Below are 11,818 nucleotides of genomic sequence, written 5' to 3'. Positions count from 1 at the left end.
GTGTAAAGTGCCGTCCCGGATTACGCTTGGGCTCCATCCGGGGGCACGGGTTGCTTCAGGGAGAAGGGCCATAACTCCTGGCAAACCAGTGCAACTGATCAAAGAAAGCGATCAGCCTAGCAAAGGCATCGCCTTCATTCACGATCCGATTCCACTGTCTCGCGATGACCTGCGTGTCGATATATCGAAACTCGATGGTCCCATCGAACCGGGGAGAGATCCTAAGATACGGCCCCTGCCAAAACGCACCTTCTGGGGTCTGCATCACACAAAGATCGTGCATGGACGTCTCGCCGAAAATTCCGGCAGCATAGCGCGACTCTTCAATCCGCTCGGCGAGTTGAAGCATCCCCTGTATCTGCATGCCTCGCTCAACCAGGTCCCGGTAGAATTCAGTGATTTCGTTCCAAGGCTTCGGCACGCCTGTCTCTTGAGCGCCTTCACTTCTGATCTTTGGCGTCGTCCGCCAGCAGCTTCCGGTATTTATCGACGTCGCGGGTCACGAGCTGCTGGAGCAGCTCCGGCGTGTGCTCATTGTCATCGGGCGCAACCGTCGACAACTCGGCAAAACGCTTCTTCACGGCGTCGGTCTCCACGGCCGTGCGCGCGGCGGCGTTCAGCTTCGCGATGACGGCCGGTGGCGTGCCCTTGGGCGCGAACAGGCCATTCCAGCCCTGCGCCTCGAATTCGGGAAGCCCCGCTTCCGCCGACGTCGGCAGGTCTGCCACCGTGGCGAGCCGCACGGTCGAGCCGACCACGAGTCCCCGCACCAGCTTCTCGTTGATCGACTGCGAGACGGAGGCAGCGGCATCGCAGACGCCGTCGATCTGGCCGCCGATCGCGTCGGTGAGCGCGGGCGCAGCGCCGCGATAGCCGATCAGCGTGGCGTCGATCCCCGCTGCCGTGACGAAGCTCTTGCAGATCAGGTAGTTCGACGAGCCGACGCCGGCATGGCCGAGATTGACCTTGCCCGGGTTGGCCTTGGCGTAGGCGATGAACTCTTTCAGGTCCTTCGCCGGAAAGTCCTTGCGCAGCGCGACGATGCCGAACGTCTTCGCCACCATTCCGATCGGCACGAAGGACTCGGGCGTGAAGGGGAGCTTCGGATAGATCGTGTAGGTCGCCGCATTCGTGCCGGCATTGCCGATCGCGATGGTGTAGCCGTCAGGCTCGGCGCGGGAGGCCCGCGCCAGCGCGGTCGATCCGCCGGCGCCGGCCACGTTCTCGATCACGATGGTCTGGCCGAGCGCGATGCCCATCTGCTCGGCGACCGTGCGCGCGATCACGTCCGAGGTGCCGCCTGCCGCGAACGGCACGATCATGGTCACGGGACGCTTGGGAAAGTCCTGCGCCAACGCAGCGGACGCAAACGCGACGACGGCAATGGCGGCCGAGAGCCGCTTCGCCACGAACCAGATCACGCGGCCTTTTCCAGATGCTGGACCAGGCCCGCGAACAGGCCGCGGCCGTCGGTGCAGCCCATGATGTCTTCGACATGGTTTTCGGGATGCGGCATCATGCCGAGCACGTTGCCCCTGTCGTTGACGAGACCGGCGATGGAATGCGCCGCGCCGTTGATGTTGTGGCTCTCGTCGACCGCGCCGTCGGCGGAGCAATAGCGATAGAGCACCCGCCCCTCGCCCTCGATCCGCTTGATGGTCTCCTCGTCCGCCTCGTAATTGCCTTCGCCGTGCGCGACCGGCACGCGGATCACCTGACCCGCATTGTAGCCGCGGGTGAACGGGGTGTCGGAGCGCTCGACGCGCAGATGCACGTCCTTGCAGATGAACTTCAGCCGCGCATTGCGCATCAGCACGCCTGGCAGCAGGCCGGACTCGCAGAGGATCTGGAAACCGTTGCAGACGCCGAGCACGAGGCCGCCCTTGGCCGCATAGTCCCGCACCGCATTCATCACGGGCGACCGCGCCGCAATCGCGCCACAGCGCAGATAGTCGCCGTAGGAGAAGCCGCCCGGCACCACCACGAGATCGGTGCCCGCCGGGAGCGACGTCTCGGCGTGCCAGACCATCGCGGGCTCGTGGCCCGAGATGAGTCTCAGAGCACGCGCCATGTCGCGTTCGCGATTGATCCCGGGAAATACGAGGATCGCGGCCTTCATCAGAGCAGTTCCACCCGATAGTTCTCGATCACGGTGTTCGCCAAGAGCTTGTCGGCGGCGTCCTTCAACGCCGCTTCCGCCTTGGCCTTGTCGGCGCCGGCGAGCTCGATGTCGAACACCTTGCCCTGCCGGACGCTGGCGACGCCGTCGACGCCGAGCGACTTCAGCGCGCCTTCGATCGCCTTGCCCTGCGGATCGAGGATGCCCGTTTTCAAGGTAACGGTGACACGTGCCTTCACGTTAGATCCCTCTTAGCTCTTCACCAGCACCGGGCCGGAGCCCGCCGGACGCTCGTTCTCCATGAGGATGCCGAGTCGCTTGGCGACTTCGGTATAGGCCTCCAGGAGGCCGCCGAGATCCCTGCGGAAGCGGTCCTTGTCGAGCTTCTCGTTCGACTTGATGTCCCACAGGCGGCAGCTATCCGGCGAGATCTCGTCGGCGACGATGATGCGCATCATCTCGTTCTCGAACAGCCGGCCGCACTCCATCTTGAAGTCGACGAGGCGGATGCCGATGCCGAGGAAGAGGCCGGTGAGGAAATCGTTGACGCGGATGGCGAGCGCCATGATGTCGTCGATCTCCTGGGGCGTCGCCCAGCCGAAGGCGGTGATGTGCTCTTCCGACACCATGGGGTCGTTGAGCTGGTCGTTCTTGTAGTAGAACTCGATGATCGAGCGGGGCAGCTGTGTGCCCTCCTCGATGCCGAGGCGCTGCGACAGCGAGCCGGCGGCGACGTTCCGCACCACCACCTCGAGCGGCACGATCTCGACCTCGCGAATCAGCTGCTCGCGCATGTTGAGGCGGCGGATGAAGTGGGTCGGCACCCCGATGTCGTTGAGGTGCTGAAACAGGTACTCCGAGATCCGGTTGTTGAGGACACCCTTGCCCTCGATCACCTGATGTTTTTTCGCATTGAACGCGGTGGCGTCATCCTTGAAGTGCTGGATCAGGGTACCGGGCTCCGGGCCTTCGTAAAGAACCTTTGCCTTGCCTTCATAAATGCGACGCCGACGGCTCATGGGGATGTACCGTGTTTTGTTGAAATCCATGTATTTGGTGTGCTCCGGTTACCAGGAATACGACCCACAGCGGAGCTGCCGTGAACGACCGGGACCCCATGGAAACAGAACGGGAACCAAGCCTTTAGGCAACCTATCCGATTGGCTGTCCCAGCACAATCGATCCGGCTCATTCGATGCCAACTTATACCGCCTTGCCTGCGGCTAACGGCCTGTTGTTTTGCCGATTCGTGCCCCCTATCTAGGCATGCGACGGCGCTCTCGCAACGAGGGCCCCGGGTCCAGTCAGCAGGGAATTGGAAAAGGCATGAGCACGTTGGACAAGCGCGAGGAAGGCTTCGAGAAGAAGTTCGCCCTCGACGAGGAGCAGAAATTCAAGGCGGAAGCCCGCCGCAACCGGCTGCTCGGGCTCTGGGCCGCCGAAAAGCTCGGAATCACCGGCGAGGCCGCCACGGCCTATGCCAAGGAAGTCGTTGCGGCCGATTTCGAGGAAGCCGGCGATGCCGACGTCCTGCGCAAGGTCATGGCCGATTTCGCCGCCAAGAACGTCGCCATCACCGAGCAGGCGATTCGCGCCAAGATGAGCGAGCTGATCGCAGTGGCGGCGGCCGAGGTCAAGGCGGGGAAGTAAGCGAGAAGGGATTGGCGAGTAGCGAATGAGAAACCTTGTTCGCTACTCGCTACTCGCAATTCGCCATTCGCGGCTTCACCCCTCCTTGAAGCCGTACTCGGGCACGTTGCCGCTGGCACCGTAATATTTGTACGGCAGGAACTTGCCGCTCATCGTGATCTTGACGCGGTCGCCCTTCGGGTTGGGCAGGCGCTCCATCACCATGTCGAAGTCGATCGCCGACATGATGCCGTCGCCGTACTCCTCCTCGATCAGCGCCTTCCAGGCCGGTCCGTTGACCATGACCAGTTCGTAGAATCGATAGATCAGCGGATCGGTCGGCGGCATGGGCATCCCGCGCATCGGCGTTTCGTTCAGCATCGAAACTTCCGACTTCGACAGGCCGAACAGCTCACCGGCGTTGGCCGCCTGCGGCTTCGTCAGCTTCATCTGGCCGAGAATCGCGCCGACGATCAGCACCTCGGAATAACCGCCGATCTGCTCGCAGATGTGTTTCCAGGTCCAGCCCTTCTCGCGCTTGATGTCGAGCAGCTTCTCGGTGAGGTCTTCGCGTTTCATGTCAGGTCTCCCTTCTTAAGCAGTCAATCCGGGACTGGTCCCGGGTGTCCAGGTCTGTCGTTGCTCTTCGCCGGTCGACGCGATCGTCAGCCCGGGCTTGCCGATATGCACCACCGGCACGTGGCGCGGATCGTGATCGGGCCTTTCGGTGGTGAACGTCTTGCTGCGCGTCACCAGGAAATCGATGATGTGGTTGCGCAGCGCGTAGTACAGCGGGTGGCGGTGTAGATCGGTACGGCCGCGATCCCTGGGCAAGGGATTTTCGACGACCTCCGCCAGCACCGCGCCGGGACCGTTGGTCATCAGGAAAATCTTGTCGGCGAGATAAATCGCCTCGTCGACGTCATGGGTGATCATGAACGCGGTCTGCCCGGTCTCGAGGCAAATGCGCCGCACCTCGTCCTGCAGCGTGCCGCGCGTCAGCGCGTCCAGCGCCGAGAACGGCTCGTCCATCAGCATCATCTTCGGCGTGATCGACAGCGCACGCGCGATGCCGACGCGCTGCTTCATGCCGCCTGACAGTTCCGAGGGGCGCTTGTGTTCCGAGCCTGTCAGGCCGACGAGGTCGATGAATTTCTGCGCATGCGCCTTGACCTTGGCGCGGTCCCATTTCGGCCATTTCGAGGTTACCGCGTAGGAAACATTGCCGAGCACGGTGCGCCAGGGCAGCAGCGCGTGGCTCTGGAAGATCACGGCCCGGTCGAGGCTGGTACCGGAGATCGCCTGCCCGTCGACGATGACGGCGCCTTCGCTCGGCGCATCGAGGCCGGCGAGGATGTTGAGCACCGTGGTCTTGCCGCAGCCGGAATGGCCGATCACGCAGCAGAACTCGCCGCGCGCCATCGACAGCCACAGATTCTCGAACACGGCCGTCGTGGCGCCATTGGCGCCCGGATAGCGTTTTGCTATGCCTTCGATCGAGACGAATTTGTCGGTCACAGCCCCTACTCCGGAAAGGTGACCATGCGCGTGAAGCGCGCGAGGATCTGGTCAAGCAGCATGCCGACGATCCCGATCAGCAGGATCGCGATGATCACGTTGGTGATCGAGAGGTTGTTCCACTCGTTCCAGACGAAATAGCCGATGCCGGTGCCGCCGACGAGCATCTCGGCGGCGACGATCACGAGCCAGGCGATCCCGATGGAGATGCGCATGCCGGTCAGGATCGTCGGCGCGGCCGCCGGCAGAATCACCGTGAAGGCGCGCCGGAGTGTGCCGACCTCCAGTGTGCGCGCGACGTTGATCCATTCCTTCCGCACGCTCGCCACGCCAAACACGGTGTTGAGCAGCATCGGCCAGATCGAGCAGATGAAGATGACGAAGATCGCCGAGATCGAAGAATCCTTGATAGTGTAAAGCGCCAGCGGCATCCAGGCCAGCGGCGAGATCGGCTTGAGCACCTGGATGAACGGATCGAGCGCCTTGCTGAGCAGCGGCGACATCCCGATCAGAAAGCCGAGCGGGATGGCGACGAGCACCGCGAGCAGATAGCCGAGCCCGACGCGCGCGATCGAATAGCCAAGCTGAATGCCGAGCCCCTTGTCGTTCGGCCCGTTGTCGTAGAACGGCCGCTTCAGATGCTCCCACAACTTTGCCCCGACATCGAGCGGCCCGGGCATCGCGGATTTGCCCTGCGTCGCGGTCAGACCCATCAGCTTGGCGTATTCCGGGCTCATCGTTGCGACCGGCGCGGTCGAACGCGTGGCGAGATGCCAGATGCCAAGGAACGCCGCGAGCAGCGCGATCGAGACGAGGCCGGCGCGGAGGCGGAGGGAGGGGGTGGTCATCTCCCTCTCCCCGCGTGCGGGGAGAGGGTTGGGGTGAGGGGGGCTCTCCGCAAGGGAGGTGACAGACGGACTCGCGGAGAGCCCCCCTCACCCGCCGCGCTACGCGCGTCGGCCTCTCCCCGCATGCGGGGAGAGGCGAAGAGAGCGCGGCTCGTGCTCACGACGCCTTCCTGATCTTGAAGCTCGCGACATAGTCCTCCGGCTTGGCCGGATCGAAATTCTTGCCCATCACCGTGAACGATTTGTACGCGCTCGCCGGCGGCGACAGGCCCATCTCGGTCATCAGCTTCTTCGTATCCGTCGCCAGATAGACCTGCTCGGCGACCGCCTTATAGTCGACGTCGCCCTTGATCTGGCCCCAGCGCTTCATCTGCGTCAGCATCCACACCGCGAAGGACTGCCAGGGGAACGGATCGAAATCGACGCGCTTGGCGTCGGTCTTCACGCCGCCGAGACCGTCGGCATAGGTGCCGGTCAACACCTGCTCCAGCACCGTCACGGGCGCGTTGATGTAGTTGGCCGGCGCGATGGCTTCCGCGATCTGCTTGCGGTTCTCGGCCTTGGATGCATAGGCGGTCGCATCGACGATGGCACGGGTCAGCGCGGCAAAGCTGTTCGGCGCGGTGGTGATGAACTCGCGGCTGGCGGCGAAGCTGCAGCAGGGATGGCCGTCCCAGATCTCCTTGGACAGCAGGTGCATGAAACCGACGCCGTCATAAATCGCGCGCTGGCAGATGTTGTCGGGCGCGAGGAAGCCGTCGATATTGTCGGCGCGCAGGTTCGCAACCATCTCCGGCGGCGGCACCGAGCGCAGCTGCACATCGGTGTCGGGATCGATCCCGTGCTCGGCGAGATAATAGCGCAGCAGGTAGTTGTGCATGGAATAGTCGAACGGGATCGCGAACTTCAGCCCCTTCCAGTCCTTTGGATCGCGCTTGTCCTTGTGCTTGTTCGCCAGCACGATGCCCTGCCCGTTGATGTTCTCGATCGCGGGCACGGCGAAGGGAATGGCGTTGGCCCCCAAGCCCAGCGAGATCGCGAGCGGCATCGGCGCCAGCATGTGGGCTGCGTCGTATTCCTTGTTGATGGTCTTGTCGCGGATCACGGCCCAGCCGGCGGTCTTGACCACTTCGACGTTGAGACCATGCTTGGCGTAGAAGCCCATCGGCGCCGCCATGATGATCGGGGTGGCGCAGGTGATCGGGATGAAGCCGACCTTGAGGTCCTTCTTCTCGGGCGTGCCGGTTTGAGCGAACACCTCGGTCGCCGTCTTGATCGGAAAGAATTGCGAGAGCGCGGCGAGCGCCGTGGACGCGCCCACCGATTTCAGGAAGGCGCGCCGCGCCACGTCCTGCGGAAACATCGCACGCATCACCGCGGAGGCGACGACGCCCTCGTAGCGCTTCTCCTCGCTCTCGACGGGCTCGCAGTGCAGCGCCGTGGCCTGCTCGTGCTCGGCCGCGGATTGGTGTTGGCCACAGGCACAGCCGGCTCGAAGCTTGCGATCGGGATCAAACGGATTGTCGAAAATGGACATCGGACCTCCTGCGCGTCATTGCAGCAGGAATTACGCAAGGAGCATGCCACCGCCTCAGGAGCGGCCAGTGCCCTGATGACGCAGCATTTTCCGCCGGGCTTGGCCATTACGAAAACTCGTGATATACGAAAATTCGTAATTAATTTACGAGATTTCGTAATGACGCCGACGCCAATACTCCCCCACGACGACGTCGCCCAGCCCCTCGATCCGCGCGTTGCAGCGTTCGAGGCATCGGTCGAGGCGACCCTCCTGGTCGATCCCTATGGAGACCAGATCGTCGATGCCAATCCGGCCGCCTGCGCCCTGCTCGGCTACGACCGCGCGCTGCTGCGCCAGACCAGCGCCAGCACCCTTCACGCCGGCGAACTTCCGGCCCTCACCGTGTTCACCCAGGCCGTGCTGCACAAGGGCGCCTACTGGACCACGTCGCTCAACCCGCGCCATGCCACCGGACAGACGCTCAGGCTCGAATATGCCGGCTGCGTCCTGCCCCATGACGGACGTACGCTGGTGCAGCTCACCCTCACCGATCTCGACGCCCGCCGCCGCCGCAATGTCGATGCCGCCGCCGAGGACCACATGCGCAGCGGCATCTCGACCTGGCAGCGGGTGGAGCGCGTCTTCCAGGATATCGAGCGCGAGAACCAGCTGATCCTGCGCGCGGCCGGCGAAGGCATCTATGGCGTCAATGCCGAGGGCAAGACCACCTTCGTGAACCCGGCGGCCGAGCGCATGCTCGGCTGGACCGCCGAGGAGCTGGTCGGCAAGGAGATCCACCCGATCGTCCACCACACCCATCACGACGGCAGCCACTATCCCGACCACGATTGCCCGATCTACGCGGCGTTCCGCGACGGCGCGGTGCACCAGGTCGACGGCGAGGTGTTCTGGCGCAAGGACGGCTCGCCGGCCTGGGTCGAGTACACCTCCACCCCGATCCGCGACCGCGGCGTGGTGGTCGGCGCCGTCGTGGTGTTTCGCGACGTCAGCCAGCGGCGCGAGGCCGACGAGAAGCTGCATGCAGCGCTCGCCGAAGTCGACCGCCTGCGCGAGCGGCTGGAGCTCGAAAACGCCTATCTCCAGGAAGAAATCCGCATCGAGACCAACCCGCGCGGCATCATCGGCCAAAGCGAGGCGATCCAGAAGACGCTGCGCCAGGTCAAGCTGGTGGCGCCGACCACGGCGGCGGTGATGATCACCGGCGAGTCCGGCACCGGCAAGGAGTTGATCGCGCGCGCCATCCACGAGGACTCCAGCCGCAGCGACCGGCCGCTGATCCGCGTCAACTGCGCCGCGATCCCGCGCGAATTGTTCGAGAGCGAGTTCTTCGGCCACGTCCGCGGCGCCTTCACCGGTGCGATGCGCGACCGCATCGGCCGCTTCGAGCTCGCCGACGGCGGCACGCTATTCCTCGACGAGGTCGGCGAGATCCCGCTCGAACTGCAGGGCAAGCTGCTGCGGGTGCTGCAGGAAGGCAATTTCGAGCGCGTCGGCGAGGAGCGCACGCGCGCGGTCGACGTCCGCGTCATCGCCGCGACCAATCGCGATCTCAAGCAGGAGGTGCAGCGCGGACGCTTCCGCGAGGACCTCTATTTCCGCCTCAACGTGTTTCCGATCGAGACCGTGCCCTTGCGCGAACGGCGCGAGGACATCCCCCTGCTGGCGCAACATTTTCTGACGCGCGAGAGCAAGGCGCTGAAATCGAATTTGCGCCTGTCGGAAGGCGATGCGCGGCGGCTGTCCCGCTACGACTGGCCCGGCAACGTCCGCGAATTGCAGAACGTGATCGAGCGCGCCGCGATCCTGTCGCAGAACGGCCGCTTGCGCATCGACCTGCCCGACCCTTCCGGCGCACAGCCCGTAACCAGCGCCGCGCGTCAGAAGGCCGACGCTCGCCCGGCCGTCATGACGTCAGCGGAGCTGCGCGATCACGAGCGCGCCAATATCCTGGCCGCGCTGGAGGCCTGCGCCGGAAAGGTGTTCGGCCCCGGCGGCGCGGCCGAAATGCTCGACATCAAGCCGACGACGCTGGCCTCGCGGATCAAGGCGCTGGGAATCGCGCCCCGTCCGCGAGCCTTCAGTTAGCGACGATCACGCCGCCTTGGTCGTCATCTCCGATGCAATCGGCAGTCCCTGCTCGATCGGCAGCGACGGATCGCGCGACCATTCGTTCCAGGAGCCGAAATACATCCGGACATCCTTCACGCCGGCATTCTTCAGCGCGAGGAAAGTGTTCGATGCGCGTGCGCCCTTGAAGCAGTAGAGATAGACCGGCGTGCTTGGCGTGATGCCGACGGTGGCGCATTCCGCCAAGATCTCGTCCTTGGACTTGAAGCGCGGACCTTCGGCGGTTGGCTTCATCATGCGATACCATTCCAGCCAGACGGCGCCGGGGATGCGGCCCTTGCGCGGGCAGAAGTCCTTGCCATACGGAGACGAACTGTCGCCGATCCACTCGTCGACGTCGCGCACGTCGAGGATGGCGATGCCGGGCTTGCCGACCGCGCCAAGCATGGTCTTGGCGTCGATCAGGATCTCGCCCGCTTCAGGCACGATCGCGAACGACGCCTTGGCCGGCGTCGGCACGTCCGTCGTCACCCGAAAGCCCGCGCCCGCCCAGGCGTCGAAGCCGCCATGCAGCACCTTCACCTTGGGATAGCCGAGCATGGTGAGCAGATAATAGCCGCGGCAGGACTGGCCGAAGCCGGAGTTCATTGACTGCTCGTAGATCACGGCCGTCTCTTTGCCGGAGAGGCCCGCGCCGCCGAACGCGTCCGCGAATTTCGTCTTCAGTTCGGCCATGCCCTCAGGCGTCGAGGTCGCGAGGAAGGTGAAAATCTCGTGCACGTTGACGGCATCAGGCAAATGCCCGGCGGCGTAGGCGTCGGGATTACGGGTGTCGATGACGACACACGGCTCTGTCTTCAAGAGATCGGCAAGTTCGACGGCAGTGATCAGGACGTCAGTCATGGCAGCCTCTCCGTTGAGGTTGAGGGGTCTTCGGGGGTGGACTCGTAAAGGTCAGGAATCGGCGAGCATCTTGCGCAACTGCTTGGTGGCGGGCGTGACGATCGCGACGAAATAAGCTTCGCGCAGGCGCCGCTGCGCGCGGTGGCTCTTGAGGTAGCCGCGCGCGCCACAATGCAGCATCGCCGCATGCGCCGCCGCGACGCTGGCCTCGCCGGCGCGCAGGCGTAGCGCGATCACCTTGCGCCAGTAGGTCTCCTCCTCGTTGTAGGGATCGCGCGCCAGCGCCATGGTTTCGCTCTCGAGCTCGGCGGCGAGCGCGCGGAAATCCACCGGCTGCTGCGGCAGATAGCGGTTGATGTGCCCGAGGGGCGCATCGACCTCGTCCATGACGTTGATGCAGTCCCTGATCAGCCCGAGCGCCATGCCGGCCTGGAGCAGAATGAAGCCGGCGCGGATCTTCTTGACGAAAGGCCCAGCCGGATCGGCGAGGATCAGATCGTCCGGGACGAAGACGTCGCGGAACTGCACGCCGTAGGTGCCGGTCCCGTCCATGGCGAGGAACGGCTTGCAGGGCGTCAGCGTGATTGCGGGATCGGAGCAATCGGCCAGGAACATGACCGTGCCGGGCGCGCCACTTGCGCTGCCCTGATCGTCCTCCCGCTCGAAGATCGTGCCGAAGTAATGGTCGGGACCGAGATTGGAGACCCAGGGCAGCGCGCCACGCACGACATAGCCGCCCTCGACCTTGCGCCCCTTCAGCTTGAGCTTCTCGATGCCGAAAAAGCTCTTCATGGGGTTGGAGAGCCCGGTGCCGCCGAGCACGCGGCCGGTCGAGAAGGCGTCTCCGAAGCGCTTTGCAAGCTTCATATTGGTCGAGTTGGCGGCGTACCAGACCAGCGTGTTCTGGCACCAGGCCATGAAGGCCGTGCCGCCGCAGACTTCGCCGATCGCCGCCATCGCCTGGATGGCACAGCGGAGATCCGCAGGACCTTCGTGCGGCACATGACTGCCCCAGGCGCCGACCTCGCCGAATTTGCGCAACACCTCGGCCGGATAGACCGAACCGTCGTCGATGCCGGCGGCGAGCGGCGCGAGTTGCTCGCGTGCAATCCGCGCCACCTCGTCGGCAATGGACGGTGCGGGCTGATCCAAAATGTCGGCCCGTGAGAAAGCCAGTGAACCCATGATCGTCTC

The 11,818-nt window shown here is 64.3% G+C and carries 13 protein-coding genes; 2 read left to right on the top strand and 11 right to left on the bottom strand.

Translation table 11 applies throughout. The annotated features are described in order from the left end of the window. Positions 1–55 precede the first annotated feature (55 nt). From FNV92_RS12715 to purC, 5 genes are read right to left on the bottom strand one after another with little or no spacing between them, the layout of a single operon-like run. Positions 56–421 carry a hypothetical protein gene (locus FNV92_RS12715; RefSeq protein WP_143840711.1) on the bottom strand — a complete coding sequence of 122 codons (366 nt, stop codon included), beginning with the start codon at positions 419–421 and terminating at the stop codon, positions 56–58. A gap of 19 nt (positions 422–440) precedes the next feature. Next, positions 441–1,421 (bottom strand): tripartite tricarboxylate transporter substrate binding protein BugD, encoded by a 981-nt coding sequence (locus FNV92_RS12710; RefSeq protein ID WP_143840712.1) that lies wholly within the window; start codon positions 1,419–1,421, stop codon positions 441–443. After that, positions 1,418–2,119: a phosphoribosylformylglycinamidine synthase subunit PurQ gene (purQ, locus tag FNV92_RS12705; protein ID WP_143840713.1), complete on the bottom strand. Its 702-nt coding sequence runs from the start codon at positions 2,117–2,119 to the stop codon at positions 1,418–1,420. Before purQ ends, FNV92_RS12710 begins: the two co-directional genes overlap by 4 nt. Next, complete coding sequence (purS, locus tag FNV92_RS12700; protein WP_015685059.1) at positions 2,119–2,358, bottom strand: phosphoribosylformylglycinamidine synthase subunit PurS; 240 nt, start codon at positions 2,356–2,358, stop codon at positions 2,119–2,121. The genes purQ and purS overlap by 1 nt, the downstream gene beginning before the upstream one ends. A 12-nt stretch (positions 2,359–2,370) precedes the next feature. Continuing rightward, positions 2,371–3,138, bottom strand: coding sequence for a phosphoribosylaminoimidazolesuccinocarboxamide synthase (purC, locus tag FNV92_RS12695; protein ID WP_008974302.1), 768 nt, complete (start codon positions 3,136–3,138; stop codon positions 2,371–2,373). Positions 3,139–3,445: 307 nt separating this feature from the next. Here purC and FNV92_RS12690 point away from each other — a divergent pair, with 307 nt between their 5' ends. Next, positions 3,446–3,769: a DUF1476 domain-containing protein gene (locus FNV92_RS12690; RefSeq protein WP_041748198.1), complete on the top strand. Its 324-nt coding sequence runs from the start codon at positions 3,446–3,448 to the stop codon at positions 3,767–3,769. Between the two features lie 75 nt (positions 3,770–3,844). Here the strand turns inward: FNV92_RS12690 and cynS are convergent, their stop codons facing one another. The 4 genes from cynS to FNV92_RS12670 form a co-directional block, all read right to left on the bottom strand. After that, positions 3,845–4,327, bottom strand: coding sequence for a cyanase (cynS, locus tag FNV92_RS12685; protein WP_143840714.1), 483 nt, complete (start codon positions 4,325–4,327; stop codon positions 3,845–3,847). Positions 4,328–4,342: 15 nt separating this feature from the next. Next, positions 4,343–5,266, bottom strand: a complete 924-nt coding sequence (locus FNV92_RS12680; RefSeq protein WP_143840715.1) for an ABC transporter ATP-binding protein — start codon at positions 5,264–5,266, stop codon at positions 4,343–4,345. Positions 5,267–5,271: 5 nt separating this feature from the next. Beyond that, positions 5,272–6,114 (bottom strand): nitrate ABC transporter permease, encoded by an 843-nt coding sequence (gene ntrB / locus FNV92_RS12675; RefSeq protein WP_143840716.1) that lies wholly within the window; start codon positions 6,112–6,114, stop codon positions 5,272–5,274. A gap of 157 nt (positions 6,115–6,271) precedes the next feature. Next, a complete protein-coding gene (locus FNV92_RS12670; protein ID WP_143840717.1) occupies positions 6,272–7,651 on the bottom strand; it encodes a CmpA/NrtA family ABC transporter substrate-binding protein in 1,380 nt (459 codons plus the stop codon). A gap of 159 nt (positions 7,652–7,810) precedes the next feature. Between FNV92_RS12670 and FNV92_RS12665 the strand changes: the two genes are divergently transcribed. Then, positions 7,811–9,739, top strand: a complete 1,929-nt coding sequence (locus FNV92_RS12665; protein ID WP_143840718.1) for a sigma 54-interacting transcriptional regulator — start codon at positions 7,811–7,813, stop codon at positions 9,737–9,739. A gap of 6 nt (positions 9,740–9,745) precedes the next feature. Here FNV92_RS12665 and FNV92_RS12660 read toward each other — a convergent pair whose 3' ends face one another. Further along, positions 9,746–10,624, bottom strand: a complete 879-nt coding sequence (locus FNV92_RS12660) for a sulfurtransferase (RefSeq protein WP_143840719.1) — start codon at positions 10,622–10,624, stop codon at positions 9,746–9,748. A 51-nt stretch (positions 10,625–10,675) separates the two neighbouring features. Then, positions 10,676–11,809, bottom strand: a complete 1,134-nt coding sequence (locus tag FNV92_RS12655; protein ID WP_168213239.1) for an acyl-CoA dehydrogenase family protein — start codon at positions 11,807–11,809, stop codon at positions 10,676–10,678. Positions 11,810–11,818: the final 9 nt, after the last annotated feature.

Source organism: Bradyrhizobium cosmicum (assembly GCF_007290395.2).
In the GTDB taxonomy this organism is placed as follows: Bacteria; Pseudomonadota; Alphaproteobacteria; order Rhizobiales; family Xanthobacteraceae; genus Bradyrhizobium; species Bradyrhizobium cosmicum.
Note: the sequence above shows the minus strand (reverse complement) of the source record. Positions and strands in the feature narration are given on the sequence as shown.